This window comes from Micromonospora sp. Utrum1, assembly GCF_057197805.1.
This window is the reverse complement of the sequence record NZ_CM170071.1, coordinates 6,216,448-6,241,815: the sequence shown is the minus strand read 5'-3', so window position 1 is coordinate 6,241,815 and position 25,368 is coordinate 6,216,448. Positions and strand designations below refer to the sequence as shown.

General features: G+C 67.9%; 26 protein-coding genes and 1 pseudogene. 24 read left to right on the top strand and 3 right to left on the bottom strand.

Annotated elements, in window-relative coordinates; all coding sequences use genetic code 11:
* Window positions 1-47: 47 nt before the first annotated feature.
* The 4 genes from AC0OLQ_RS29280 to AC0OLQ_RS29265 all read left to right on the top strand — a co-directional run bounded on the left by AC0OLQ_RS29280 (window position 48) and on the right by AC0OLQ_RS29265 (window position 4,098).
* Window positions 48-578 (top strand): HPP family protein, encoded by a 531-nt coding sequence (locus AC0OLQ_RS29280; protein ID WP_484528918.1) that lies wholly within the window; start codon window positions 48-50, stop codon window positions 576-578.
* A gap of 3 nt (window positions 579-581) precedes the next feature.
* Window positions 582-3,029, top strand: a complete 2,448-nt coding sequence (locus AC0OLQ_RS29275; RefSeq protein WP_484528917.1) for a molybdopterin oxidoreductase family protein — start codon at window positions 582-584, stop codon at window positions 3,027-3,029.
* A gap of 1 nt (window position 3,030) precedes the next feature.
* Window positions 3,031-3,489, top strand: a complete 459-nt coding sequence (locus tag AC0OLQ_RS29270) for a hypothetical protein (RefSeq protein ID WP_484528916.1) — start codon at window positions 3,031-3,033, stop codon at window positions 3,487-3,489.
* Between the two features lie 72 nt (window positions 3,490-3,561).
* The gene (locus AC0OLQ_RS29265) at window positions 3,562-4,098 is read left to right on the top strand and encodes a dihydrofolate reductase family protein (RefSeq protein WP_484528915.1); all 537 of its coding nucleotides are present in this window, start codon (window positions 3,562-3,564) and stop codon (window positions 4,096-4,098) included.
* Here AC0OLQ_RS29265 and AC0OLQ_RS29260 read toward each other — a convergent pair whose 3' ends face one another.
* Entirely contained in the window at window positions 4,099-5,346 is a 1,248-nt protein-coding gene (locus AC0OLQ_RS29260; protein ID WP_484528914.1) for a cytochrome P450, read from the bottom strand.
* Between the two features lie 275 nt (window positions 5,347-5,621).
* On the opposite strand from AC0OLQ_RS29260, the gene AC0OLQ_RS29255 reads away from it, so the two are divergent.
* Window positions 5,622-6,011, top strand: coding sequence for a hypothetical protein (locus tag AC0OLQ_RS29255; protein ID WP_484528913.1), 390 nt, complete (start codon window positions 5,622-5,624; stop codon window positions 6,009-6,011).
* A gap of 10 nt (window positions 6,012-6,021) precedes the next feature.
* Here AC0OLQ_RS29255 and AC0OLQ_RS29250 read toward each other — a convergent pair whose 3' ends face one another.
* Window positions 6,022-6,240 (bottom strand): DUF397 domain-containing protein, encoded by a 219-nt coding sequence (locus tag AC0OLQ_RS29250; RefSeq protein WP_091269900.1) that lies wholly within the window; start codon window positions 6,238-6,240, stop codon window positions 6,022-6,024.
* Between the two features lie 67 nt (window positions 6,241-6,307).
* Here AC0OLQ_RS29250 and pepN point away from each other — a divergent pair, with 67 nt between their 5' ends.
* The 19 genes and pseudogenes from pepN to AC0OLQ_RS29155 all read left to right on the top strand — a co-directional run bounded on the left by pepN (window position 6,308) and on the right by AC0OLQ_RS29155 (window position 25,063).
* The gene (gene pepN / locus AC0OLQ_RS29245; protein WP_484528912.1) at window positions 6,308-8,824 is read left to right on the top strand and encodes an aminopeptidase N; all 2,517 of its coding nucleotides are present in this window, start codon (window positions 6,308-6,310) and stop codon (window positions 8,822-8,824) included.
* A gap of 105 nt (window positions 8,825-8,929) precedes the next feature.
* Complete coding sequence (nadD, locus tag AC0OLQ_RS29240; RefSeq protein ID WP_484528911.1) at window positions 8,930-9,526, top strand: nicotinate-nucleotide adenylyltransferase; 597 nt, start codon at window positions 8,930-8,932, stop codon at window positions 9,524-9,526.
* Between the two features lie 110 nt (window positions 9,527-9,636).
* Window positions 9,637-10,041: a ribosome silencing factor gene (gene rsfS, locus AC0OLQ_RS29235; protein ID WP_357341507.1), complete on the top strand. Its 405-nt coding sequence runs from the start codon at window positions 9,637-9,639 to the stop codon at window positions 10,039-10,041.
* A complete protein-coding gene (locus AC0OLQ_RS29230; protein WP_484528910.1) occupies window positions 10,038-10,667 on the top strand; it encodes a histidine phosphatase family protein in 630 nt (209 codons plus the stop codon). Before rsfS ends, AC0OLQ_RS29230 begins: the two co-directional genes overlap by 4 nt.
* 48 nt (window positions 10,668-10,715) lie before the next feature.
* Window positions 10,716-11,564: a DegV family protein gene (locus AC0OLQ_RS29225; RefSeq protein WP_484528909.1), complete on the top strand. Its 849-nt coding sequence runs from the start codon at window positions 10,716-10,718 to the stop codon at window positions 11,562-11,564.
* A 94-nt stretch (window positions 11,565-11,658) separates the two neighbouring features.
* Window positions 11,659-12,435, top strand: a complete 777-nt coding sequence (locus tag AC0OLQ_RS29220) for an SDR family NAD(P)-dependent oxidoreductase (RefSeq protein ID WP_484528908.1) — start codon at window positions 11,659-11,661, stop codon at window positions 12,433-12,435.
* 23 nt (window positions 12,436-12,458) lie between these two features.
* The gene (locus tag AC0OLQ_RS29215; protein WP_484528907.1) at window positions 12,459-12,755 is read left to right on the top strand and encodes an alpha/beta fold hydrolase; all 297 of its coding nucleotides are present in this window, start codon (window positions 12,459-12,461) and stop codon (window positions 12,753-12,755) included.
* Window positions 12,756-12,861: 106 nt separating this feature from the next.
* Entirely contained in the window at window positions 12,862-13,863 is a 1,002-nt protein-coding gene (locus AC0OLQ_RS29210; RefSeq protein WP_484528906.1) for a ComEA family DNA-binding protein, read from the top strand.
* Window positions 13,860-14,690: pseudogene (locus tag AC0OLQ_RS29205) on the top strand (ComEC/Rec2 family competence protein); the annotation flags it as partial. The gene AC0OLQ_RS29210 and the pseudogene AC0OLQ_RS29205, both read left to right, overlap by 4 nt.
* A 25-nt stretch (window positions 14,691-14,715) precedes the next feature.
* The gene (locus tag AC0OLQ_RS29200; protein WP_484528905.1) at window positions 14,716-16,089 is read left to right on the top strand and encodes a recombinase family protein; all 1,374 of its coding nucleotides are present in this window, start codon (window positions 14,716-14,718) and stop codon (window positions 16,087-16,089) included.
* A 137-nt stretch (window positions 16,090-16,226) separates the two neighbouring features.
* A complete protein-coding gene (locus AC0OLQ_RS29195; RefSeq protein WP_484532457.1) occupies window positions 16,227-17,471 on the top strand; it encodes an IS701 family transposase in 1,245 nt (414 codons plus the stop codon).
* Entirely contained in the window at window positions 17,468-17,707 is a 240-nt protein-coding gene (locus tag AC0OLQ_RS29190) for a hypothetical protein (protein WP_484528904.1), read from the top strand. The genes AC0OLQ_RS29195 and AC0OLQ_RS29190 overlap by 4 nt, the downstream gene beginning before the upstream one ends.
* 1,280 nt (window positions 17,708-18,987) lie before the next feature.
* The gene (locus tag AC0OLQ_RS29185; RefSeq protein ID WP_484528903.1) at window positions 18,988-21,051 is read left to right on the top strand and encodes an AAA family ATPase; all 2,064 of its coding nucleotides are present in this window, start codon (window positions 18,988-18,990) and stop codon (window positions 21,049-21,051) included.
* The gene (locus tag AC0OLQ_RS29180) at window positions 21,048-21,488 is read left to right on the top strand and encodes a sigma factor-like helix-turn-helix DNA-binding protein (protein ID WP_484528902.1); all 441 of its coding nucleotides are present in this window, start codon (window positions 21,048-21,050) and stop codon (window positions 21,486-21,488) included. The genes AC0OLQ_RS29185 and AC0OLQ_RS29180 overlap by 4 nt, the downstream gene beginning before the upstream one ends.
* 192 nt (window positions 21,489-21,680) lie before the next feature.
* A complete protein-coding gene (locus AC0OLQ_RS29175; protein WP_484528901.1) occupies window positions 21,681-21,881 on the top strand; it encodes a hypothetical protein in 201 nt (66 codons plus the stop codon).
* Window positions 21,881-22,165: a hypothetical protein gene (locus tag AC0OLQ_RS29170; RefSeq protein ID WP_484528900.1), complete on the top strand. Its 285-nt coding sequence runs from the start codon at window positions 21,881-21,883 to the stop codon at window positions 22,163-22,165. Before AC0OLQ_RS29175 ends, AC0OLQ_RS29170 begins: the two co-directional genes overlap by 1 nt.
* A gap of 169 nt (window positions 22,166-22,334) precedes the next feature.
* Window positions 22,335-22,610 carry a hypothetical protein gene (locus AC0OLQ_RS29165; RefSeq protein WP_484528899.1) on the top strand — a complete coding sequence of 92 codons (276 nt, stop codon included), beginning with the start codon at window positions 22,335-22,337 and terminating at the stop codon, window positions 22,608-22,610.
* Window positions 22,611-23,125: 515 nt separating this feature from the next.
* Complete coding sequence (locus AC0OLQ_RS29160; protein WP_484528898.1) at window positions 23,126-24,364, top strand: pentapeptide repeat-containing protein; 1,239 nt, start codon at window positions 23,126-23,128, stop codon at window positions 24,362-24,364.
* The gene (locus AC0OLQ_RS29155; protein WP_484528897.1) at window positions 24,365-25,063 is read left to right on the top strand and encodes a hypothetical protein; all 699 of its coding nucleotides are present in this window, start codon (window positions 24,365-24,367) and stop codon (window positions 25,061-25,063) included.
* A 37-nt stretch (window positions 25,064-25,100) separates the two neighbouring features.
* Here AC0OLQ_RS29155 and AC0OLQ_RS29150 read toward each other — a convergent pair whose 3' ends face one another.
* Window positions 25,101-25,325, bottom strand: coding sequence for a winged helix-turn-helix domain-containing protein (locus AC0OLQ_RS29150; protein WP_484528896.1), 225 nt, complete (start codon window positions 25,323-25,325; stop codon window positions 25,101-25,103).
* Between the last annotated feature and the right edge of the window lie 43 nt (window positions 25,326-25,368).

Here is a 25,368-nt window from a genome sequence, read left to right as displayed (position 1 = left end):
GGGCCGCGCGTCGATTCGAAATCGCGGGGCGGGGGTACAGCACCCACATGCCCGCCGAGATCGATGAGACGCCGGCCCGGCCGGCCGCCCGGGCCTTCGCCGGCAGCGCGGTCGCCGTGGTGGTGGCCGGCGCGGTCGCCCTGCTGACGCGGCAGCCGTGGCTGTTCCCCAGCCTCGGGCCGGCGATCATGCTGCACGTCGAGCAGCCCGGCCGGCCGGAGTCCTCGCCGCGCAGCACCGTCGTCGGGCACCTGGTGGCGCTGCTCGCCGGGTACGCGCTCCTGCTGGCCGCCGGCCTCACCGACCATCCGTCCGCGCTTCAGGAGGGGGTGTCCGGCGCGCGGATCGTGGCGGCCGCCGGCTCGCTCGCCGTGACCGCCGCGGTGCTGGTGCTGGTGAAGGCCGCGCACCCGCCGGCCGGCGCGACCACACTGATCGTGAGCCTCGGGCTGCTGCACACCCCGGGCCAACTCGTCGTCGCGTTCGCCGCGGTGCTGCTGGTCACCGTGGTGGACCTGCTGTTCAACCGGGCGACCGGCCGGCCGATGCCGCTCTGGGCGGCGCCGAAGGAGGGATGAGCGATGGTGGACCGGATCGCCGACCCGTGGGGGCCGCGCACGCCGTACGGGCCAGGGGAACGCTGGCCGGTGCGGGTGGACACCTTCCTGGCCGACGGGCACACCGAGGCCGACGTGCAGCGGTGGGTGCCGAGCGCCTCGATCCTGCACTCCAACGGCGACGCCATGGACATCGCCGTCATGGACGACCGGATCGTCGGTGTGCGCGGCCGCTCCGGCGACCGCATCAACCACGGCCGGGTCGACCCGAAGGACCTCTACGGCTGGCAGGCCAACCACAGCCCGGACCGGCTGCGCCGGCCGCTGGTCCGGGAGGGGGACCGGCTGGTCGAGACCGACTGGGACACCGCCATGGGCCGGATCGTGGCCCGGTCGAAGGAGCTGCTGGACGGCCCGGGCGGCTGGGGGCACTTCGGCTTCTACACCAGCGGGCAGCTCTTCCTGGAGGAGTACTACACGCTCGGCGTGATCGGGAAGGCCGGGCTGGGCACCCCGCACATGGACGGCAACACCCGGCTCTGCACCGCCACCGCGGCGGCGGCGCTCAAGGCGTCGTTCGGCACCGACGGGCAGCCCGGGTCGTACACCGACGTGGACCACTGCGACGCGATCGCGCTCTGGGGGCACAACGTCGCGGAGACCCAGACGGTGCTCTGGATGCGGATGCTGGACCGGCGGCGCGGGCCGAACCCGCCGGCCATGCTCGCCGTCGACCCGCGCGCCACCCCGGTGGCCCGGGAGGCCGACGTGCACCTGGCGCTGCGCAACGGCACCAACCTGGCGCTGCTCAACGGCCTGCTCCGGGAGCTGATCCACCGCGGCTGGTACGACGAGTCGTACGTCGAGGCGCACACCCTCGGCTTCGCGGAGCTGTGCCAGGTGGTGGAGGACTACCCGGTGGCGAAGGTGGCCGAGATCTGTGACCTGCGCGCCGCGGACATCGAGCGTGCCGCCGAGCTGCTGGGGCACTCGGAGCGGCTGCTCTCCACCGTGCTCCAGGGCTTCTACCAGTCCAACCAGGCCACCGCGGCCTCCTGTCAGGTGAACAACCTGCACCTGATCCGCGGCATGCTCGGGCGGCCCGGCGCCGGGCTCTACCAGATGAACGGGCAGCCCACCGCGCAGAACAACCGCGAGTGCGGCGCCGACGGCGACCTGCCCGGCCTGCGCAACTGGGCCAACGAGGAGCACATCGCCGACCTGGCCCGGCTGTGGAACGTCGAGGTCGACACCATCCCGCACTGGGCGCCGCCGACCCACGCCATGCAGATCTTCCGGTACGCCGAGCAGGGCTCGATCAAGCTGCTCTGGATCTCGGCCACCAACCCGGCGGTCTCCCTGCCCGACCTGGCCCGGATCCGCCGCATCCTGGCGAAGCCGGAGCTGTTCGTGGTGGTGCAGGACCTCTTCCTGACCGAGACCGCCGAGCTGGCCGACGTGGTGCTGCCGGCCGCCACGTGGGGCGAGAAGACCGGCACGTTCACCAGCGTGGACCGGACCGTGCACATCTCCGAGAAGGCGGTCGAGCCGCCCGGCGAGGCCCGCCCCGACCTCGACATCTTCCTCGACTACGCGCGCCGGATGGACTTCCGCAACAAGGACGGCGGGCCGCTGATCACCTGGACCGGGCCGGAGGAGGTGTTCGAGGCGTGGAAGGAGTGCTCGCGCGGCCGGCCCTGCGACTACACCGGGATCACCTACGAGAAGCTGCGGTCCGGCGGCATCCAGTGGCCGTGCACCGAGGAGCACCCGGACGGCACCGAGCGGCTCTACACCGACGGGGTGTTCAACACCGACCCGGACTACTGCGAGTCGTACGGGCACGACCTGGCCACTGGGGCCGAGATGCTGCCCGGGGAATACCGCGCCAAGCAACCCGGCGGTCGGGCGTTCCTGCTCGCCACGCCGTACCAGCCGTCGCCGGAGGTGGCGAGCGGGGAGTTCCCGCTGCTGCTCACCACCGGGCGGACCGTCTACCAGTTCCACACCCGGACCAAGACCGGCCGAGCCGCCCAGCTCGTGCACGCCGCCCCCGAGTCGTGGGTGGAGCTCAACCCGGCCGACGCCGAGGGGCTCGGCGTCGGCGAGGGGGACCTGGTGCGGATCGAGTCGCCGCGCGGCGTCGTCCGCGCCCGGGCCCGGATCTGCGGGGTACGCCCCGGCGTGGTCTTCCTCCCCTTCCACTACGGCTACTGGGACGCGGCCGACGGGGCCGAACCGGGCGCGGGGCGGCACGACCGGGCGGCCAACGAGCTGACCATCACGGCCTGGGACCCGGTCTCCAAGCAGCCGATCTTCAAGGTGGCGGCGGTGCGGGTGGTGAAGGAGGCCGACTCGGGCGGCCGGCCCTCGCCCGCGCCGACGGTGGGCGGCTCCGCCCCGCCCGAGGGCTCCGGAATCCCGGCCACGGTCGGCGGGCCGGCCGCCGAGGCGCCGTCGAGGGGAGAATGACATGCACCTGGCCCACTATCTCGGCCTGCTGCACAAGGCCCAGGAGCGCCTCGGCGACGCGTTCACCGAGGTGGGGAAGGCGCACGGGGACGAGCCGGACGTCTTCCACACCTGCGAGAAGCTGGCCAGCCAGTGCCGCGCACACGCGGAGAAGCTGGCCCCCTTCGCCCGCCGGTACGCCGAGGAGGCCCCGGCCGAGCCGGACCGGCTGCACTCCGAGCTGTTCGCCGGCACTCGGACCGGACCGATCGGGCTGCTCCGCGACCTCCAGGACCTCTACCTGATGGCCGCCGAGTGCGACATCTGCTGGACGGTGGTCGGGCAGGCCGCGTACGGGGCCCGGGACGAGGAGCTGCTCGGCGTGGTCAAGGCCTGCGAGCAGGAGACCGCGATGCAGCTCAAGTGGCTCCGCACCCGGATGAAGCAGGCCGCACCGCAGGCGCTCGTGGTCGCGGAGTGACCGCCTGTCACACCCCCGGGTGAGACTGGCGCCGGCCCCGCCCGTCAGGGGCGGGCGGCGCGAGGAGGCGCGATGGCGCGGATGATCTGGCACGTCACCATGTCGCTGGACGGGTTCATCGCCCCGCAGGACGACTCGGCGGAGTGGATGTTCGGTTACGGCTCCGCCGGTCCGCTCGGGGCGGAGACCATGCGCCGCACCGGCGCGATCCTCTCCGGCCGGCGCGGCTTGGAACTCGGCAACCGACCGGGCACGGGGGCCCGCGCGATCTACGGCGGCGCCTGGTCGGGGCCGGTCTTCGTGCTGACCCACCGGCCGGCCGAGCCCGTCGACGGGGTCACCTTTCTCTCCGGCGACGTCGGGAAGGCCGCCGACCTCGCCCGGGAAGCGGCCGGCGACCGGGACGTGGGCGTGTTCGGAGCGGATGTGGCGCGGCAGTGCATCCGGGCCGGGCTCCTCGACGAGCTGGTCGTGCACCTCGTGCCGGTGCTGCTCGGCGGCGGCGTACGCCTCTTCGACAGTCCCGACCTCGGTCCCGTGGCGCTCCGGAAGACCCGCTGTGCCGACTCGGGGCAGATCACCGACCTCGGGTTCGAGATGGTGCGGTGATCACGCGGTCCGGCGTACCCCGTCGACGACCAGACCGCTGGGCGGCAGGGCGGGCATCCGGCCGAGATCCACGGCCAGATCCTGCGGCGGCACCCGGTAGCTCATCGCCGCGGTGAGGTTGCCGACCGCCCGCTTCATCAGTTCGATCGCGATCCACTCACCCGGGCAGCGGTGGCCGGTGTAATGATCGCCGCCGCCCTGCGGGATCAGCCGGAACGGGTCACCCTGCCAGCCGTCGAACCGCTCCGGCCGGAACTGCTCCGGCTCCGGCCAGAGCTCCGGGTGGTGGTTGGTGCCGTAGAGGTCGAGCAGCACCCGCCGGCCCTGCGGGAAGGCGTACCCCTGCCACTCGAACGAGCGCCGGACCCGCGCCGCGGCGGCCGGGAAGAACGGGTAGTAGCGCCGTACCTCCTGCACGAAGCTCTCGGCGGCGTCGTCGTCGCCGCGCACCCGGTCCCGCCAGTGCGGGTGGTCGTGCAGCGCCAGCGCGGCGAAGACCACGAAGCGGTCCACGGCGACCGTCGGGCGGAGCACGTTCAGCAGTTCCACCGCGGCGATCCGGCGGGGCAGCAGGATGCCCTGTTCGTCCCGGTGCTCGGCGATGACCCGCAGCGCGCTGCCCTCGGGCGCGGGCAGCGCGCCGGAGCGCACCCGCTCGATCAGGTCGCCCGCCCACCGTTCGGCTCGGCGGCGGCCGAGCAGGCCCCGCCAGTGGCCGGGTCCGACCGCGGCCGGCGCCTCGATCATGGCGTGCATCTCGGCCGTCCGGCGGGGCACGTCGGCGTCGGCCAGCGGCACCCCGGCCCAGGCCCAGATCGCCCGGGTGAGCATCCGGGCCACCTCGTCGTAGAGCACCACCGGCCCGGACTCCGCCCAGGCCGGGATCCGGGCCCGCCACTCGTCGTCGAAGAGCTGCCCGAGGTGGCGGATCGCCACCGGCGTCATGATCGACATGAACATCGCCTTGCGGTGCCGGTGCGCCGCGCCGTCGAGGCCCTGGACGCCGCCGACCCCGGTCAGGGTGCGCTGTGCGCGCATCGGCATGGCGCCGCGCCGGACGAAGCGCTCGTTGTCGTAGAACAGCTCGGCGGCCGGGCGGCCGCGCAGGCAGATCGTCGATTCCAGCAGCAGCCGGGTCTGGAAGATGTCGGTGCCGAGGCGGTCGCACCGCGCGCCGAAGAACCGGTAGCCCTCGCGGAGGAACGCCAGCGTGCTCTCCGGACTGCGGTCGCTGGGGATGGTGCTCATCGGCTGCTCCTAGACGCGGCTCGGCGGCCCTGGACGGTCGCTGCGCTACCTACCCGGGCCGGCGCTGGCGAATCCTCGGCCCCCCGCCTCGGCGGTGACCCGGCCCCCGGCCTCGCGGCGCCGGGGCGCCGAGGGGAGGGGGCCGGCGTCGAGCGCGGAAGCTGGCCCCCTCCCAGGGCGCGGAAAAGCTGGTTGTCTTCGGGACGGGGCCGGTGGCGGCCGGTCCCGCCCCGCCGGCGCGATCCCGGCGGAGCCATCGGCGACGGGGAGGACGGATGCGCGACAACAGAGCGGCACACTGGCGGCACCCGCGGGCGGTGCCCGGGCTGCGGCGGAGCGACCGGCAGGAGCCCCTGATCGCGCCGCCCCGGCGCCCCGGGGCCCGGCCGGCCCGGCACTTCACCGTGCACCTCGGCTTCGAGGCGGCCGACCCGGCCACCGCGCGCGAGTTGGCCGTCGCGTACGCCGAGGCGCTCGGCCTGCTCCGCCCGGAGCTGGCACTGGGTGCGGCGGCGCTCTCCCCGGCCGACGCCTGGCACCGCGCGGAGCGGCTCTTCTGCGGGGCGGTCGGCCCCGACGGCGAGCGGTGCGCGGACGTGGCCGGCCATCCCGGCTTCCACCACGCGCCCGGGCCCGGCGGGCTCGGCTGGGGCGACGGTGACTGAGCGCCCGGGCTCAGTCCAGGTCGAACTCGCCGTCCTGCGCGCCCGCCACGAAGGCGTCCCACTCGTCCTGGGTGAAGACCAGCACCGGCCCGTCCGGCTCGGCCGAGTTGCGCATCCCGATCAGGTCGCCGACGAAGGCCACCTCGACCGCGCTGTCGGACGTGTCGCCCTCGGCCCGCTGCCAGACCGCCCGAGACAGGTCGAAATCGCCCTTGGGGTGCTGACCCATCGTTGTTCCTCCATCGCCACGCGTAACGGGGGGAGCCCGCTCGGACCCCATCGGGCAGGATAAGCGGATGCCGAGCCTGACCCGTGTAGAGGCGACCGCGCGTGGCGCGTTGATTACTGTCGAGTCCTACCAGGTGGACCTCGACCTGACCGGCGACGCCGAGCGATTCCGTTCCACCGTCACCATCCGGTTCCGGGCGACCCCCGGCGCCGACACCTTCACCGAGGTCAAACCCCTGCGACTCCTCGGGGCGCGCCTCAACGACCAGGACCTCGACCCGGCCCTGCTGACCGACAACCGCCTGCCGCTGACCGGGCTGGCCGCGACCAACACGCTGACCGTCAGCGCCGAGATGGCCTACTCCAACACCGGCGAAGGGGTGCACCGCTTCGTCGACCCGGCCGACGGAGAGACCTACCTCTACGCGATGTCCTTTCTCGACGACGTGCAGCGCATCTTCGCCGCGTTCGACCAGCCCGACCTCAAGGCCCCGGTGACCCTCTCGGTCACCGCCCCGCCGGAGTGGACGGTGGCCGCCAACGGCCAGGTCGCCGACCGGCCGGCGCCGGGGCGCTGGGAGTTCGCGCCCACCGCGCCGCTGGCGACCTACTTCGTCACGCTGATCGCCGGCCCCTGGCACGTCCGGCAGGACGAGCACGACGGGATCCCGCTCGCCCTCTACTGCCGGAAGTCCCTCGCGGCGCACCTGGACGCCGACGCCGACGAGATCTTCACCGTCACCAAGCAGTGCTTCGACCGGTTCCACCAGCTCTTCGCCGAGCGCTACCCGTTCGGCAAGTACGACCAGGCGTTCGTCCCCGAGTTCAACGCCGGCGCCATGGAGAACCCGGGCCTGGTGACCCTGCGCGACGACTACGTCTTCCGCTCCGCGGTCACCGACACCCAGCGGGAGCTGCGGGCCACCACGATCGCGCACGAGATGGCGCACATGTGGTTCGGCGACCTGGTCACCATGCGCTGGTGGGACGACCTCTGGCTCAACGAGTCCTTCGCGGAATACCTGGGCACCCGAGTCACCGCCGAGGCCACCCGCTTCACCCAGGCGTGGACCACCTTCGCCATGCGCCGCAAGGCCTGGGGCTACGCGGCCGACCAGCGCCCCTCCACCCACCCGGTGGCCCCCGAGGAGGTGGCCGACGCCGCCCGGGCGCTGCTCAACTTCGACGGCATCTCCTACGCCAAGGGCGCCAGCGTGCTGCGCCAGCTGGTCGCCTGGGTGGGCGACGAGCCCTTCCTGGCCGGCCTGAACGCGCACTTCGCCAAGCACCGGTTCGGCAATGCCACCCTCGCCGACCTGCTGGAGAGCCTCAGCGCCGCCAGCGGGCGGGACCTGGCCGACTGGGCCGAGCGCTGGCTGCGCCGCCCGCAGGTCAACACGCTGCGGATGGAGACCGCGGTGGACGCCGACGGCCGCTGGGCCGAGGCGGCGCTGGTGCAGACCGCGCCGGAGGCGTACCCGGTGCTGCGCCCGCACCGCGTCGGCGTGGCCCGCCACACGCCCGACGCCCCGGTGCACCGCTTCGAGGTCGACCTCGACCCGGCCGCCGACCAGGGCCGCACCGTGCTGGCCGAGCTGGTCGGGCAGCCGGCCACCGGCCTGCTGCTGCCCAACGCCGGTGACCTCACCTTCGCCAAGATCCGGCTCGACCCCGCCTCGGCGGACGCGGTGCCGATGGTGCTCCCGGGGCTGGCCGACCCGCTGGCCCGGGCGCTGCTCTGGGGCGAGGCGCTGGACGCCGCCACCGACGGCGAACGGCCGGTGACCTCGGTGGTCGCACTGATCGCGGCGGCGCTGCCGGCCGAGACCGAGGTGATCATCGCGGAGGACGTGCTCAGCCTCAGCCGCAACCTGGTCGACCGCTACCTGGACCCGCTGTCCCGAGACGCGGCCCTGCTCCGCGTCGCCGGGGCCTGCGCCACCCTGCTGGCCGGCGCCCCGGCCGGTGGCTCGCTGCAACTCGCCGCGGCCCGAGGGCTGATCAACGCCACCACCGACACCGGGCTGCTCGCCGGCTGGCTGGCCGGCCAGAGCGTGCCGGAGGGGCTGGCGGTCGACGCCGACCTGCGCTGGGCGCTGCTGCACCGGCTGGTGGTGCTCGGCGCGGCCGGGGAGCCCGAGATCGCCGCCGAGGCGGCGGCCGACCGCAGCGCCACCGGGGCGGAGCGGGCCGCGAGCTGCCGGGCCGCGCTGCCCGACGCCGACGCCAAGCGGGCCGCCTGGGAGATCGTCACCCGCAACACCCAGCTCTCCAACCGCCTCGTCGAGGCGACCGCGGAGGGCTTCTGGCAGCCCGAGCAGACCGAGCTGACCGCCGGCTACGTCGAGCGGTACTTCGCCGACATGCCGGCTGCCGCGCGGCTGCGTACCCCCTGGACGGCGGACCGGGTCGCCACCCTGGCCTTCCCCCGCTACGCCGTGGCCCAGCCCACCCGGGAACTGGCCGCCGCGCTGCTGGCCCGCGACGACCTCACGCCGGGGCTGCGCCGGCGGGTCGTCGACCTGGACGACGACCTGCGCCGCGCCCTGGTCGCCCGGACGGCGGTGGCCGCCGCGGGCGCCTGACGCGGGTGACCGCGCCGGGCGGGGCGTGCCCCCGCCCGGCGCGGTCCGTGGGACGGCCCGGCGGCCCCGGCGGACGCTCGCCGGGCCCCGGCCTACGATCGCGGGGTGGAGGAAGACATCCGGCGGATCGGCATCATGGGCGGCACCTTCGACCCGATCCACCACGGGCACCTCGTGGCGGCCAGCGAGGTGGCGGACCGGTTCGGCCTGGACGAGGTGGTCTTCGTCCCGACCGGGCAGCCGTGGCAGAAGGCGGACGAACCGGTCAGCTCGCCCGAGGACCGCTACCTCATGACGGTGATCGCGACCGCCTCCAACCCCCGCTTCCAGGTCAGCCGGGTCGACATCGACCGGGGTGGCCCGACCTACACCGTCGACACGCTGCGCGACCTGCACGCCGAGTACGGCCCGAAGGTGCAGCTCTTCTTCATCACCGGCGCGGACGCCCTGGAACGCATCCTGTCCTGGAAGGATCTGGACGAGGTTCTGGAGCTGGCCCACTTCATCGGGGTGACCCGTCCCGGCTTCGAACTCTCCGACAAGCACCTGCCCGCCGACTCGGTCAGCCTGGTGCAGGTGCCGGCCATGGCGATCTCCTCGACCGACTGCCGGGCCCGGGTGGCCCGGGGCGAGCCGGTCTGGTACCTGATCCCGGACGGTGTGGTGCAGTACATCGCCAAACGGCGGCTCTACCAGCGGTGATTCCACCCGGAAGGTGAGCCTTTGTCCGCGTAATCGACCAGAACTGACAAGTCGTCGCCCCGCCGGGTGTGAGAGGCTTGGAGGGTCGCACGGTTGATCGAAGGAGAACGGTGACAGTTTCCGAACGCGCGCACGAGCTGGCGATGGCCGCCGCCCAGGCCGCGGCCGACAAGAAGGCGCAGGACATCGTCATCATCGACGTGGGCGACCAGCTCGCGATCACCGACGCGTTCGTGCTGGCCGCGGCTCCGAACGAGCGTCAGGTGCTCGCCATCGTCGACGCCATCGAGGAGCGCCTGCTGGAGCTGCCGGAGAAGGCCAAGCCGATCCGCCGCGAGGGCGAGCGGGGCGGCCGCTGGGTGCTGCTCGACTACGTCGACATCGTGGTCCACGTGCAGCACACCGAGGAGCGCGAGTTCTACGCCCTCGACCGGCTCTGGAAGGACTGCCCGCAGATCCCGTTCGTGGACCGGGACCTCGCCGACTCGGCCGCCGGCAGCGCCACCGCCGAATGACCCGCCTGATCATCTGGCGGCACGGCAACACCGACTGGAACGCCGCCGGCCGGGTCCAGGGGCAGACCGACGTGCCGCTCAACGACCTCGGCCGGGAGCAGGCCCGGGTCGCCGCGCCGGTGCTGGCCGCGCTGCGTCCGGACGCCATCGTCGCCAGTGACCTGCGCCGGGCCGCCGACACCGCCTCCGCGCTCGCCGCGCTGACCGGGCTGCCGGTCCGCACCGACGCCCGGCTGCGCGAGCGGCACTTCGGCCAGTGGCAGGGCCTGGCCCTCACCGAGGTCGCCGAGCGCTTCCCCGACGAGTACGCCCGCTGGCGGGCCGGTGACCCCGATCCCGGCGCGGGCATCGAGACCCTCGACGACCTGGGCAAGCGGCTCGGCGCCGCGTTCCAGGAGGCGGCCGACCTCGCCGCCGGCGGCACCGTGGTGGTGACCACGCACGGCGGCGGCGCCCGGCAGGGCGTCGGCCACCTGCTCGGCTGGGACCACGCGGTGCTGCGCAGTGTCGGGTCGCTGGCCAACTGCCACTGGACCGAGCTGCGTCACGACGACGTCCGGGGCTGGCACCTGCGCGCGCACAACGTCGGACTGATCACCCAGCCCGCGCTCACCGACGCGGTCTGAGCCGTTCGGCCCCGGCGCGCCGCCGTGACATCGGCTAGCGTGCCGGGCATGCCCGTCGCGGTCGTCACCGACTCCACCGCCTACCTGCCGCCCGAACTGGTCCGCGCGCACCGGCTCACCGTCGTCCCGCTGACCGTCGTGCTCAACGGCGCGGAGGGGCTGGAAGGCGTCGAGACGTTCCCGGAGGACGCCACCCGCGTGCTCAGCGGCCGGCGCGTCACGGTGAGCACGTCCCGGCCGGCCCCGGAACAGTTCGCGCAGGTCTACCGGGAGCTGCTCGCCGCCGGCGCCGACGGGGTCGTCTCGGTGCACCTCTCCGCCGAACTCTCCGGCACGGTCGAGGCGGCCCGGCTGGCCGCCGCCGAGGTCGGCGAGCGGGTCACCGTGGTCGACAGCCGCTCCACCGGCATGGGCCTGGGCTTCCCGGTGCTCGCCGCCGCCGCGGCCGCCGCCGGGGGCGCGGACCTGACCGGGGTACGCCGAGCCGCGCTCGACGCCGTCGACCGGACCACCATCTTCTTCTACGTCGACACGCTGGAATTCCTGCGGCGGGGCGGCCGGATCAACGCGGCCGAGGCGCTGCTCGGCACCGCCCTCTCGGTCAAGCCGATCATGCACATGCCGGACGGCGCGATCGTGGTGCGGGACAAGGTCCGGACCGCCAGCCGGGGCGTGGCGCGCCTGGTCGACCTGGCGGTCGAGGCGGCCGGCGACACCGAGGTCGACCTCGCCGTGCACCACCTCGCCGCGCCGCAGCGCGCCGACCAGCTGGTGGCCGCGCTGACCGAGCGGCTGGGCGATCGGCTGCACGACACGTACGTCTCCGAGGCCGGCGCGGTGATCGCCGCGCACGCCGGCCCCGGCCTGGCCTGCGTCGTCCTCCACCGCCGCCCATGACGGCGTTCGCTGCGGTGGCCGCTGGCCTGGTCGGCGCGGTGGCTGCCGTGGCCGCCGCCCTGGTCGGCGTGGTCGGTGCCGCGGTCGTGGCCGGATGACCTCACGGTCCTACGTGGTCACCGGGGGCGGCCGGGGCGTCGGGCGGGCCATCGTCGAGAGGCTGGTCGCCGACGGTGGCAGCGTGGTCGTCGTCGAGCGGGACGAGGCCGCGCTCGACTGGCTGGCCGGGCACCGGGCCGCCGAGCGGCTGCGCTCCGTGGCCGGCGACGCCGCCGACGAGGACGTCACCGCGCGGGCCGCCGACCTCGCCGAGGCGGCCGCCCCGCTCGCCGGCTGGGTCAACAACGCCGCCGTGTTCCGGGACGCCGCCCTGCACCTCGCGCCAGCGGAGGAGGTGTTCGACCTGATCGCCGCCAACCTGCGCCCCGCCGTGGTCGGCGCCGGCACCGCCGTACGCCGGTTCCTCGCCGCCAGCACCGGCGGCGCGATCGTCAACGTCTCCTCCCACCAGGCCCGCCGGGCGGTGCCGGGCGCCCTGCCGTACGCCACCGCCAAGGCCGCCGTCGAGGGTCTGACCCGGGCCCTCGCTGTGGACTACGGCGGCCGGGGGATCCGCACCAACGCGGTCGCGCTCGGCTCGGTCCACACCGAACGGCACGCCGCCTTCCTGGCCGGCCTGGACCCGGTCGAGGCGGACCGGGTCGAGGCGGAACTGGCCCGGCTGCACCCGGTGGGCCGGATCGGGCGTACCGGGGAGGTCGCCGAGGTGGTCGCCTTCCTGCTGTCGGCGCGGGCGGCCTTCGTCAACGGGGTGACCCTACCGGTCGACGGGGGCCGTGCGGCGCTCGGTCTGGACCCGGAGGCGGACTGAGCGCTGCGGGTAATCCCGCCATCGTGCTGGTGCACGGCACCCGCTTCACCCGCGGCCAGTGGCAGCCGCAACTGGCCGCCCTCGCCGCCGAGTTCCCGGTCGCGGCCGTCGACCTGCCGGGGCGCGGCGGCCGCGCGGCCGAACCCTGGAGCCTCGACCGGGCCGCCGACGTCGTGGCCGAGGCCGGTCCCCACCTCGACGCCGGCCCGGCCCTGGTGGTGGGGCACTCCCTCCGCGGGTACGTCTCGCTGGGCACTTCGCCCGCCGGCACCCGGACTTCTGGCCGGGCTGGTGCTGACCGGCTCTCACCGGTTCGGTAGCACAGTCCGCGCATGATTGGGGCTTCGTCCACAGGGCGGTTATTCGTCCACAGGCGAGGCTTTCGGTCCGGCCTCGGTCCGGCGTCGCGCCGTAACTTGCTGAGCCGTGCCAGACGACGAGGAGACGAGGGTACGGCGGCGGCTGTCCTGGCTGTTCGAGCCGGTGATGCCAGCCGGCGCCGGCCTGACGGAGCCGCAGCGGCTCCCATCGTTCAGACCGGGGCGAGCAGGGCCAAGGGCTGATCCTGCCCCTTCAACTGCTCCGCGCTTACTCGGAGCGGTCCGGGCATCGGTTCCTGAGCGTGCGTCGGGCACGGCGTCCGACTCTCGGCCACTCGGAGCGGTCCGGGGGGCGGTCTCTGAGCGTGCGTCCGAGCCGGATCCGTTGGACCCGGACCCCGGAGCCGGCGAGAGGTGGCCGTTGGCGAGCCCGGCCGACGATGCCGATGGTCGGCGGTCTTCCCGGCTGCCCGCCCCGGGCGCATTCGACCCAGGCCGGCGGGGTGTGCGGGCCCTCGCGGTGGTGGCCGCCGTGGTGGTTCTGGTCGCCGGTGTCTGGGCCTGGCGATCCCGCCCACAGGCCGAGCCGGTCCGCCCGGTCGCGGAGGTCGCCGCACCGGAGACCTCCGTGCCCACGCCCGCCGGTTCGGCGGGCCAGGTGGTGGTCGCGCTGGCCGGCAAGGTCCGCCGTCCCGGCCTCGTCCGCCTCCCGGCCGGCGCGCGGGTCGCCGACGCCATCGAGGCGGCCGGCGGCGCGCTGCCCGGCGTCGATGTGGCCCTGCTCAACCCGGCCCGCAAGGTCACCGACGGCGAGCTGATCCTGGTCGGCGTCCCCGCCCCGCCCGGCCAGGCCGCTCCGCCCGGCCCGGCGGCCGGTGGCGGCGGGCCCGCGGCCGGCGGCGCGGCAGCGGGAAGCGGGCCGTTCAACCTGAACACCGCCACCCTGGCCCAGCTCGACGCGCTGCCCGGGGTGGGCCCGGTGCTCGCCCAACGGATCCTCGACCACCGGGAACAGCACGGCGGGTTCCGGTCGGTCTCCGACCTGCGCCAGGTCGACGGCATCGGCGACGCCCGCTACGAACAGCTCAAGGACCTGGTGACGGTGTGAGCATCCCCGAGCCGCCCGGCGGCGTGGGCGAGAGCGCGTCGGTCGGGGACGTGCCCGACCTGCGGCTGGCGGGGTTGGCCGTGGCCGCCTGGCTCGCCGCCCTGGCCGGCCTTGTCGCCACCGTGAGAGCGAGCGCCACGCTGGCCGCCGTCGCCGCCGGCCTGGCGCTCCTCACCGGCGCCCACCTGTGCGGCCTGCTCGGCCGGCCGGCCGCCCCGGTCCGCCGCTACGGCTGGATCGCGGTCGCCGTGCTGCTGGGGGTGGTCTGCGGCGCGACCGCCACCGCCGCCCGCCTCGCGGTCCGTGACGCCGGCCCCGTGCGGGCGCTCGTGGCCGGGCGAACCCTGGTCACCGCCGAGCTGGTGGTCCGGGACGACCCGCGCCCGATCCGGGGTGCCGCCGGCCGTCCGGCCCCCCTGCTGGTCCGCGCCGACCTGACCCGCCTCACCGACCCCGCCGGTCGGCAGGTCACCGGCACGGTGCGCGGCCTGGTGCTGGCGAACGACCCGGCCTGGCGCTCGCTGCTGCCGGGGCAGCGGGCGACCGCCCGGGGCCGGCTGTCGGCCCCACGCGGCGGGGACCTGACGGCGGCGGTGCTGTCCGCCACCGGGCCACCGACCCGGCACGGTGCGGCCCCGTGGGCGCAGCGGGCGGCCGGCGCGCTGCGGGCCGGGCTGCAACGGGCCTGCGCGCCGCTTTCCGACGCGCCGGGCGGGCTGCTGCCGGGCCTGGTGGTGGGGGACACCAGCCGGCTGCCGCCGGAGGTGGAGGAGGACTTCCGGGCCACCGGCATGACCCACCTCGCCGCGGTGTCGGGACCGAATGTCGGCTAGACAGAGTAAACTCAGGTGCATGAATCCCCCCACCACAAAGCCCGGTATGAGGGCAGCTTTGCGCGCGGTTATTTATGCGCGCGTCAGTGCTGATGACCAGCGGGAGCGTCGGTCAGTTGGTGAGCAGGAGCAAGAACAGCGTGACGTGTGTGCTAATGAGGGTTGGCATGTAGTCCGCGTGTTCGCTGATAATGACCGCTCCGCTAGTCGGTTCGCCAAGAAACAGCGTGAGCAGTACGCACAATTGCTGCGCTTCCTAGAAGACGGCAACGCTGACATCCTGGTGTTGTGGGAATCCTCGCGGGGAAGCCGGGAACTAGTCGAGTGGGCCGAACTACTGCGGTTGTGCCGTTCGCTTGAAGTCCTAATCCATGTCGTCACACATGGGCGAACCTATGATTTGGACAACCCACGAGACTGGCGCACGCTCGCGGAAGACGGCGTAGATTCCGCGTATGAGAGCGAGAAAACCCGCTACCGGGTAATGCGTGCCGTCCGCAATAACGCTGCGTCTGGTCGCCCACATGGGAAGCTGCTCTACGGTTATGAGCGCAAGTACGACGGTCGCGGGAAGTTCGTTGCCCAGGTCATCAGGGAAGACCAGGCCGCGATTATCAGGGAAGCCGCCGAGCGGGTTGTCATGGGGGAGCCCTGCAACGCGGTTGCCCAGGACTTCAACAACCGTACGCCGCGAGTGTTGACCCCTCGTGCTGCTGTACTCATCGAGCGCGCCGCCGCAGAGGATGACCCACAAGCCGCACATGCATTGCTTGATGAAGCTGAGCGGTATCGGTGGGACCTTACTCAGATTCGTCGGCTTGTGGTGAACCCGGGCTATGTCGGCAAGCGTGTCCACCAGGGCAAGACCGTGGGGGATGCCCTGTGGCCCGCCATCCTCGATGAAGAAACCTGGCAAGCGTGCGTTGACCGGCTTAGTGACCCCGCTCGTAAGAGCCAGCGAGACACCGCAGTGAAGCACTTGCTATCAGGTATCGCCACCTGTGGAGTCTGCAACGCTGTGATGCGGGTACAGAAGAACCGAGGATTCTTGGCCTACATTTGCGCCGAGAGCTTCTGTGTCTCGGTCAAGCAAGACCGGCTTGATGAGTACGTGAGCGCGGAAGTCAAGAAGCGGCTTGTGGAGATTACCGAAGCTGAACTTGATGACCCTGACCAGGAGGCGACAAGGCTTGCCCTGAAAGGCAGGGCTGAGGAACTGCAAGAGCAGCTTGAAGAAGCCCGGCAGCAGTACATTAGCCCCGCACCGGGTACGCCAAAACTTAGCGCTGCCATGCTGGCTCGTATTGAAAGCGACCTGCAACCGCAGATTGACGACCTACTGCGACGCTACCGGGCACCTAATACTCCAGCCGGGGTTGTTGACCTTGGCTGAGCTGCGGTTCGATGCGGTGCGGGAAGGAGGGCAGCCACCGTCGATCATGGACGGTTATGTGGACTGACCATGACGCAGCGGTGGCTGCCGAATACAGGGTAGACGCCCAGCGGTGGCGGGTGTTGTTCGACGACCTGATGTTGACGGTCGGGCATCGTTTCCGCAGGCCCGAGCCGCGTCGCCGGGTGCGTGACTTCGTCCGGGGCTTGCTGGCGCCCTTGCCGACGAAGAACTGCTGGACCATCGCGGAGCACGCCGGCGACGCCGGCCCGGACGGGATGCAGGACCTGCTGACCCGGGTGAAGTGGGACGACACCGCGGTTCGTGCCGACGTCCGCGCGTTCGTCGCCCAGCAACTCGGCGACGCCGAAGCCGTGCTGGTCATCGACGAGACGGGTGACCTGAAGAAAGGACGGCACACCGTCGGCGTTCAACGGCAGTACTCGGGCACAGCCGGCAAGATCGAGAACTGTCAGCTCGCCGTGCACCTCGTCTACGCCACCGAGGCTGCTCACGCGATGCTCGACACGACCCTCTACCTGCCGAAGTCCTGGTGCGACGACCCCGAGCGGCGCGCTGAGGCCGGTATCCCCGACTCCGTGCGGTTCGCGACCAAGCCGCAACTGGCGTGCCGCATGATCGAGGCCGCGGTCACCGCCGGGCTGCCGTGCCGGTGGGCGGCCGGTGACGAGGCCTACGGCAACGATCCGCGCCTGGCCGCACGACTACGTCAACTGCGACTGGGCTACGTCCTGGCCGTGGCCTGCTCGCATCAGGTGACCACCGGCATCGGCACCTACCGCGTCGACATGCTGGCCGCAGGGCTTCCCGCCACCGCGTGGCAGCGCGTGTCCGCCGGTCGAGGCGCTAAGGGACACCGCTACTACGACTGGTCCTTCACCGCCCTGCCACCCGCCGCCGACGAGCACGGCGGTCACCACTGGCTGTTGATCCGCCGCAACCGCCGCAGCGGCGAGCTGGCCTTCTACCGCTGCTGGTCACCCGAACCCGTCGCCTTGGGTGTCCTTGTCGCCGTCGCCGGCCGCCGCTGGAAGATCGAAGAATCGTTCCAAGCCGCGAAGACCGGACTCGGCCTGGACCAGCACCAACACCGCCGCTGGACCTCCTGGCACCGCTGGACCACCCTGGCGATCCTCGCCCACGCCTTCCTCGCCGCCGCGACCGCCGGCCACCGCCACCGCCACGACCCGGTCGGGCTGATCCCGCTGACCGTCAACGAGCTACGCCACCTGTTCAACGTCCTGATCATCGAACCCGCCCGCCGTCGCACCGATCCGCTGCTCTGGTCCATCCGTCGACGCCGTCACCAAGCCCGAGCCAAGACCAGCCACTACACCCGACAAGCCCTCATCGAACCATGATCGCAATCCCCGGCTGGAGTACTAAGGTTTCCAAGCTTGTCCGCGTACTAGTTGCGACACCTGAGAAGTGGGACAACGCGAGCATCATTGAGAAGCGGGAACTTCTCCGGTCGGGCAACGTGGTGGACGGAATCGACGTGCTGAAAATCGGGCGAGGCTTGAAGTCGTATGACATCGCGGACCGGACCGAGATTCATTGGGTAGAGACTCGCCTCACGAGGAATCCGCAAAACTGACCAAACGACAAAGCCGCCTAACTCCGCTGAGTGTTAGGCGGCTTTCTCATACCTTAAGGGAAGGCGAAACACCAGAAGGTCTAGAGAGGGCGTATCTGAAATGACCTTGATGGGTCCCGGAATAGCCGGTGTCGCCAACCAATTCCGGGACCCAATCGGACGCTAGCACCAATGCGCCGGGCGAGTCCAATAAGAAGGCACCCGATTCCACAGAGGCAGGGTCACCGACGATCAAGGCGACCAGGACGACACGCGTGCCCGGGATGCCGAGCAGGGGAGCGCCGTCCGGCCCGCTGAGAGCCACGCAGAGCCAAGCTCGCAGCCCGTGGGTAGACCTGGACACCCTCTGCCCCCGAGCGTGCTCAGCGGACAGCCGGAAGCCTAGGTTTAGTTGATCATGGTTAGTCGTTTCAAAAGTTGCTGAAGTGCGGGATTGCTTAGTTCGTCAACCATCAAAACTCAAATCGTCAACTTCTCGGACCGTCAAGCCGGTTAGACGCTCACTCATCCTTCCCCCATCCTTCCCTATATATTTTGAAAAGGAAGGTTGGTGAGAGAGGGAGAGAAAGAGCAGGTCAAAGCCAAGGTTCCCGGATCTTGGAGAGGGGAAGAATGGGGGGCATCCTTCCCTCCCGAGGATTCCCTATAGGGGGAACCTTCAAAACGGGCACGTGACCTGCGGAAATGCTGCCCGGAACGACCAGGATTCCCGAGAGGGAAAGGGGAGGGCTGCAAGTCGGACACTCGCGGACCGTAGCGGGAATGTCACGGAATTGAGCCTTCCCGAGAGCAGAATGCAGCACTAATGCAGCGCTCACAATCCGTGCAAGATCAACCGCGGTTGGTGCAGCAATTCGTATCTCCGGTCCGACTAGTCCCGTTGATCTTGGCTAGTGGATATCCCCGGCATACGCTGGAAATCAGCCGGGCTAAGGAGGTGGATAAATGCCAAGACGGCCAATGATCGGAGCAAGAGTAGACCCGGAGCTAAAGAAGCGAATCAAGCGACTTTCAGAGCGTGATTGCGTTCCCGAAGCTTCGGTAGTTACGGACATGCTCGAAATGGCGATAGCCAAGCGGGAAGAGTGGCAACGGCCGAAAGTCGAAGAACCTAAGCCGCCCACCCTCTAAACCCAAAGTCCTAATCAGCAAAGCCCAAACGAACGGGATTTAAACGATGACGACACGAAGCCCACCTGCCGACAAAAGACCGGACGCCACGCCACCCATGGGGGGAAGCGACGTGACGCCCGGCCGGTAACCCAAGGAGAGCCTACCCAATGGGCAGCCCTGACACCGGCTACGGCCAGGCCGCGAGGATGTACCTGGACGCCGGTTGGACATCGGTTATCCCGGTCGACATCGACGGCGAGATTGGCAAAGTCCCGAGAGGGCTAACAGGAGCATCCCGGATTGACCCCACACCTAATCAGGTGAGAGCCCTATCCGAGAGTTACCCGCTAGCTAATACTGGGCTGCCCCTGACTGCCGACTTCCTAGGTTTCGACGTAGACGACTACGGAGACAAGCGGGGTGCCGAAACCCTAGAAAAGCTAGAAGCTGAACTAGGACCATTGCCTGTGGGACCGATGTCCACAGCCCGTGGGTACGGCAAGTCCGGTATTCGCTTCTTCCGCATACCGGCCGACTTCTCTACTGTGAACCTGCCGAACATCGGGGAAGACGTTGACCTCATTAGGCACGGGTGGAGGTGGGCGCGTGTCTGGCCCTCCCACAACCCGAAGACAGGTAGCCAATACCAATGGTTCGGCGCAAGCGGCGCGATCCTGGCGACGCCACCGCGACCAACTGACTTCCCGATGTTGCCGGAAGCATGGTTAGCGTGGCTGGAAACCAAGAAAGTAGCCACAACCGCCGAAGCTACTGAGCTAGGCGAACCTGAGCCTTTCGACGTTCCTGCCCACCCATGGCTAGTGGAGCTGCTACATGCCGACTCCGACGCCACCGATGATGGGACCGGCCGACACAAGTTAGGTTCCCGCCTCGCTTATCTGGCAGCCGAAAACGGCCTCACACGGGCACAGACTCATTACGCGCTCACACTCCACGAGCCAACCATTTCCAAGCTCACCCAAGAACACGGCCACACAGACGGCAGTGCAGCACAGCGCTACTTAGAGCGGACCATCAACCGAGGATTTACCAAACACAACCACGAGGGTAAGAAATGCGAAGCCGCGGGATGCCCCGAAAAGCCAACTATAACGATGGTAAAAGCTGCGGCGCCGGGCGGCCGGCGACTCATTAGGAAAAAGGCATCTGAGTTTGTCATCCGGCCCGTTCACTGGTGCTGGGAATCTCGAATCCCTGTGGGTGAGATAACCCTAGTGCCCGGTCGCGAGGGTGCCGGTAAGTCAATCTTTTCTTGTTGGCTAGCTGCTCAACTTACTAACGGGACCCTGCCAGGTCGCTACTTCGGACAGAAGCGGATTGTTTGGTATGTCGCTAGCGAAGACTCATGGGAAGCCACTATTGCGCCCCGGCTACGTGCCGCAGGGGCAGACATGGAGTACGTCGAACATATCGCGGTTGCGGTGGGAGAAGACGACGAGGCGAACATTTCGATTCCGCGAGACTGTGCCCTGATAGGTGAGGAAGCTGCAAAAGCTGATGTTGCGCTGATTGTCTTTGACCCACTCTTGTCCGTGATCGATGAGAACATAAGCACGAACCAAACCCGAGAGCTACGGGCAGCGTTAGAGCCTCTCCGCAAGTATGCGGAAAAGGCGAGACTTAGCGTCTTGGCTCTCATGCACTTCAACAAGATGCAGACGGGTGACGTTCTCACGAAGATTGCAGGGGCGCGAGGGTTTGCCGAAGTCGCCAGAGCAGCACTTGTGATTGCGGTCGACCAGGAAGCCGAAGATTACACAGCCGTTGTGTCGCAAGCGAAAAACAACCTGGGACGGATGAACCTGCCCAACCTCGCTTACACCATTGAAGAAGTGGAGATTCCCACAGCCGAAGGTGTGGCACGGCCAGGCCGCTTGCGATGGGTTTCTGATGAGTACAGCGCTAGTGCAGAGTCCATCCTCAACAGAGAGGCTAAGACCAAAAGCGGAAAGCAGAACGCCCGGGATTGGCTCTACCAATACCTAGAGAGCCAGACAAAAGACCGGGAGCCCGTAGACCGCAATGAGGTACTAGCGGCAGCCGAAGAAGCGGGTTTCAGTCAGAAGACGATAAACAACGCCATGACCAAGCTCAAAGAGAGCTACGCCCACAGCGAGGAACGCGGTTTTGGCGCAGACAAACAAACCCTGTGGGGACTCAAGTCTTCGACTTGGACGAAGCTGATTTTGAGGATGGAGGCTCGATTATGAGAGGGAAGGAGCTAGCTAGACAAACACGTAATGACGAAATCGTCAGGCTGCGAGTAGTAGAGGGCAAGTCTTACCGGCAAATCGGCGAAATCATGGGCCTGTCTTACGAGGCGGTCCACAAAATCCTAAAGTCCTACAGATTGGCCGGGCCTGCACTAGAGGAAACGATCGCAGAGCGACGGTTCCACCTAGCAGATTTGTTAGAGGACACGGTACGGGTAGCGTCCCGAAAATACCTAGAGACACGGGCACCTGCCGACGGGCACTTTCTTATCAAAGCTGTGGAGTCGTATAAGAGCCTTCTCGGACTTAACGCCCCTACGACACATCAATTCGAGATTAACGACGGGCGTAGAGCGTGGGAAGCCGTTTATGAGGCGGTGCTTATCGAACAGGAGCAACCACGAATAGTCGAGCATGACGCAGGTGAGGAGTGATGAACAAGAAGGAGGAGCACCTTTACCTGACCGCCTGTAGCCGGAAGCGAAGATACACGTCATGGGAGGTTGCGGAAGAGGCTATCAGGGAATTGGAGTCTCGGCCCGAGCCTCCCGATAGACCCTTGAATGTGTATCATTGTCGATTCTGTTTCGGTCTGCACATAGGCAGGCAGAGTGGAAGAAGACCCAATGCGAGATAACGACTGGTCACCCATGCTCACCTGCCAGAAGCGGATTATCCGCGACCTGTTCGCTGAGATTGCAAAACTACAGGCGCAAAACGAAGCGCTAACAAAGCGGATTGCCTCAGTGGAGAAGGGTCAAGTGGTCGACCTAAAGCGTCTAGAGAAGGCTCTAGGCATCTCCGATGATGCTGGGGGAGAGGTGTAATGCGCTCCGACGATGAATTCATGAGGCGTGAATCGGAAGGCGTCGACTTTGACCCTGGGGCACACGACCGATTAGCAGCCCTATACCTAGAAGAAGAACTTCACCCGGGCGAAGAAGATATTGCACGGGCGAGGCGACTTTTGGCGGAAGCCGCCCCGGCCGTATATGACGAACTTTTGAACCTGGCTTTTAACGCCGAAAACCCGGACGTACGCCAGGACGCCCGGGTTTTCATCCGAGAGCTTCACAGGGCTCTTGGCAAACCGAACAGTGGGGAGAAGTGATTGTGTCCGTAGCCGACCGTCAGGGAGTTTGGCCGATGAACCACCGTAACCAAGTCTCCGTAATTGAGTCCATGCTAGCTGGAATGGCGACGATGCAAAAGCGGCTTGACGACCTGGGGAAGCTGGTTGCCCCCGATGTCGCCACCGACGACAGGAATGGAGACACGAAATGAGCAACTTGACCCCGGAGCAATCAGACCTGTTGCAAAGGTTCCTCGGCGAGAGGCTACAGGAAACCCAAGAAGCAAGCCGAGAAGTTGCGGAAGCTACCGAACGGCTACGGACCCACAATGCACGGGTGCAGGGTCAAGGCTTTCTAGAGCTGGTCGCCACCGAAGAGGAAAAGGGCACACCCTACATGGAGGCGGTTTACAAAGTCGCCTCAGAGCACCCGGACCTTTATCAGAAACACCGTGAAGGCTCTTACCACCGACGTTCCATCTAACAGGCAATAGGCGCCACCCATAATCATAGATAAGGCGAACAGGAGAAACGGGCATGAAGCGAGGAATGCAAGTTCCGCCGGACATGTTTGCGCTACGCGGCACAGTCGAAGACTTCGCAGCGGCGCAACGGGAGCTAGGACCACTTCCATTCCGTGGCCGACCCTTACGACTAGCAAACGACATTGTGCGGTTTTACCGAGTACCGGCACGAGGTGACAACTCATGGCCGACAACAGGCGACTTTCTCAGGTTCCACATTCAAGTTATAGCGTCGGGTGTCGCCATAGCGACTGAGGATGAACCCAACCAGGGGTAGACCCGCCTTGCCTTCATGGGAGATCATGGAGGGATGCCAGAAGTCCCTCGATGGTGGAAGCGGTTCAGCCCGTTTGCCGCTTGGCGTAGACGTCGAGTGGCAGAGGATCAGGGCTGGGAGAAGATTCCTAAGGTGATGAAGCCACGAACTTACCGGCCTATTCACCTAGCGACACTTATTGCTCTTACGGTTGCTGCTTTGACGCTCACCGGCTTAGCGGCCTCACTTATGTGGGATGCGGCGCAGGTTCCGGCGAATCTTCCGAATTCGCCGGACCTTGCCGTTCGTGCAGCTCAACTTCGCGTTGACGTTATCCGCAACATTCTTGCCGTAGGTGCTGGAACCGGTGGGTTGATAGCCTTGTTTCTGGCTCTGCGACGTCAGTACGTCAAGGAGCGGGTTGATTATGACGACCAGGCCCACAAAACGCGAAGTGCGGAAGACTCAAAGCATGATGCTACTGAGCGTCGTGTCACAGATCTTTACGTCAAGGCTGCTGAGCAGTTGGGCTCGGAGAATGCTGCGGTTCGGTTAGCTGCATTGTATTCGCTCGAAAGACTCGGGCAGGATAATCCGGAACATCGGCAAACGGTCGTGAACCTTATCTGTGCCTATCTGAGAATGCCCTTTGTTCCGCCGAAGCTTCGGCAAGAGCGAGTGTCGATTGGCGGCAGACGGTTGGTGGAAGCCCCAGACGGCATCATCCCAATACTCGATGACGAAGAGGTGGGACGGCATCACGAGCTTGAGGTCCGGGTCACTGCCCAACGGATCCTCAAGAAGCACCTAGAGTACGGCGAGCTCGCTGACGATGGGCCGGTGGGCGGTCAAGCCTTCTGGGATGGCGCGGACCTGGATCTCACAGGGGCAGTTCTTGTCGAGTTTGACATGTCCTACTGTTCCGTGGACAACCTTTCTATGTCAGGGGTGCATCTGCTCGGTAGTTCGGACTTTCATGCGGTCGTTGTAATCGGCTATGCGAACTTTAGTGATGCAGCCTTTCATGGTACGACAAGCTTTAGTTGGGCAAAGCTTATCCGTCCGAATTTTTCCGGTGCCGTGTTCCGCGGCCCGGCCTTCTTTGATAAGGCGCGCTTCTACCAAGAGGCGTCTTTCAATTACGCCCAATTCCACAGTGACGCGAGCTTCGGCAGCATAGAGGGGGCACTACCGTCCTTTAAAGGAGCGAAGGCGAAAATCAAGGTTGCTGTTGGGCACACTTGGCCGCAGGGCTACGACGTCATGCGGAACAGGCATGATGCCGAGATGGGCGATGTTAAGTTCAGGGGTATTAGCCCGGAGGAAGTCGACCCTGAGCAGCGGTCTAGCTGGAAATTCTATCCGACGGCGGCCGGCCCTAACCGGGCGGAGCACGAACCGAATCCCGTGCAACACGCGGATGATGACGACAAAGAAGACGGAGAGAGGGCTCAGTAGGTGGACGACTTCACGGAACATCTGCCGACGATGCTCGCAGCTCTGGGCCCGCTCGTCGGTGTGTACTTGGGCGCAACCCTTGGTCGCCGATCTTCCCGTGACTCGTTCTTACGAGAGCGAGTCTTTACGGAAATGAACCGTAGGCGTGAGGTTACTGCGACCTACAAGAAGGTCTTGTGGGCCTATGCGTCGAGAGTTCTCAAGATGTTGAACCTTGCCAAAGAGGCTGAGGAGCGTCGAGCCGCGACAGGCGAAAAGCTCAACATCAAGTTCGACATGGCGGAGACGCTAAAGCGGCAGGAAGCAGTTCGCGACACTTTCGCAGAACTTGAGTCCTTCGTCCCCCACGAAGTGCAGATTGCCGCACGCAACTGCATGGAATCGCTGAGCAGGTGCTTTAATAGCGCTGCCGCATTCGACGTTAAAGATGCCATGGCCGCGTTTGCCTTCTATGAGCAACAGTACCAAGTGTATGCACTTGAGCTGAACAAGGAAGCAGAGCAATTCAACGCGATCATATATTCCAGCTTCACGCCCGTTTGGCGGGCGATTCTCAGGAAGGTGAGGCGACAGCCGCCACCGTACCGAGAGTTCATGTCGACGCCTTCGCCCCTGCGCATTCCGCAGGAGCGGGTGATTACCGAAAGCGAAGCTGGCTCAGTAGTTCCTCAGCAACCCGCCGACCGCGATACCCCCTAGTTTCGCGGAGGCGCAATATGCGAATCGTCGGGTGTGGCTACTCAGCTTCCGCGACGTAGACGCCCTTCCCAGGGTGCCCCTCCACCAACTCACGATCTTTGAGAATCGACATGGTCCGGTGAATCGTGGAGATATGTACGCCGTACTCCTCGGCTAGCTCACGGGTGGAGGGCAGCTTAGTGCCGGGAGCAAGCTCCCCAGATTTGATCTTCTCCGTGATGTCGTTAGCTATGCGCCGGTAGTCGACTCTCTCCGTCGGCATGAGTTGATCTCCGTTGGTTCCCTGGCTTCGGCAAGGCCAATCT

Excerpts from the sequence above, each read along its gene's own strand:
- AC0OLQ_RS29230 (WP_484528910.1), top strand. The coding sequence starts at position 10,038 with ATGACCCGCCTGATCATCTGGCGGCACGGCAACACCGACTGGAACGCC.
- AC0OLQ_RS29225 (WP_484528909.1), top strand. The coding sequence starts at position 10,716 with ATGCCCGTCGCGGTCGTCACCGACTCCACCGCCTACCTGCCGCCCGAA.
- AC0OLQ_RS29250 (WP_091269900.1), bottom strand. The coding sequence starts at position 6,240 with ATGGGTCAGCACCCCAAGGGCGATTTCGACCTGTCTCGGGCGGTCTGG.
- AC0OLQ_RS29220 (WP_484528908.1), top strand. The coding sequence starts at position 11,659 with ATGACCTCACGGTCCTACGTGGTCACCGGGGGCGGCCGGGGCGTCGGG.
- AC0OLQ_RS29185 (WP_484528903.1), top strand. The coding sequence starts at position 18,988 with ATGGGCAGCCCTGACACCGGCTACGGCCAGGCCGCGAGGATGTACCTG.
- AC0OLQ_RS29165 (WP_484528899.1), top strand. The coding sequence starts at position 22,335 with ATGAGCAACTTGACCCCGGAGCAATCAGACCTGTTGCAAAGGTTCCTC.
- AC0OLQ_RS29260 (WP_484528914.1), bottom strand. The coding sequence starts at position 5,346 with ATGAGCACCATCCCCAGCGACCGCAGTCCGGAGAGCACGCTGGCGTTC.
- AC0OLQ_RS29175 (WP_484528901.1), top strand. The coding sequence starts at position 21,681 with ATGCGAGATAACGACTGGTCACCCATGCTCACCTGCCAGAAGCGGATT.
- AC0OLQ_RS29150 (WP_484528896.1), bottom strand. The coding sequence starts at position 25,325 with ATGCCGACGGAGAGAGTCGACTACCGGCGCATAGCTAACGACATCACG.
- AC0OLQ_RS29195 (WP_484532457.1), top strand. The coding sequence starts at position 16,227 with ATGTTGACGGTCGGGCATCGTTTCCGCAGGCCCGAGCCGCGTCGCCGG.
- AC0OLQ_RS29200 (WP_484528905.1), top strand. The coding sequence starts at position 14,716 with ATGAATCCCCCCACCACAAAGCCCGGTATGAGGGCAGCTTTGCGCGCG.
- AC0OLQ_RS29280 (WP_484528918.1), top strand. The coding sequence starts at position 48 with ATGCCCGCCGAGATCGATGAGACGCCGGCCCGGCCGGCCGCCCGGGCC.
- AC0OLQ_RS29265 (WP_484528915.1), top strand. The coding sequence starts at position 3,562 with ATGGCGCGGATGATCTGGCACGTCACCATGTCGCTGGACGGGTTCATC.
- AC0OLQ_RS29170 (WP_484528900.1), top strand. The coding sequence starts at position 21,881 with ATGCGCTCCGACGATGAATTCATGAGGCGTGAATCGGAAGGCGTCGAC.
- AC0OLQ_RS29275 (WP_484528917.1), top strand. The coding sequence starts at position 582 with ATGGTGGACCGGATCGCCGACCCGTGGGGGCCGCGCACGCCGTACGGG.
- AC0OLQ_RS29190 (WP_484528904.1), top strand. The coding sequence starts at position 17,468 with ATGATCGCAATCCCCGGCTGGAGTACTAAGGTTTCCAAGCTTGTCCGC.
- AC0OLQ_RS29270 (WP_484528916.1), top strand. The coding sequence starts at position 3,031 with ATGCACCTGGCCCACTATCTCGGCCTGCTGCACAAGGCCCAGGAGCGC.
- AC0OLQ_RS29255 (WP_484528913.1), top strand. The coding sequence starts at position 5,622 with ATGCGCGACAACAGAGCGGCACACTGGCGGCACCCGCGGGCGGTGCCC.
- pepN (WP_484528912.1), top strand. The coding sequence starts at position 6,308 with ATGCCGAGCCTGACCCGTGTAGAGGCGACCGCGCGTGGCGCGTTGATT.
- AC0OLQ_RS29180 (WP_484528902.1), top strand. The coding sequence starts at position 21,048 with ATGAGAGGGAAGGAGCTAGCTAGACAAACACGTAATGACGAAATCGTC.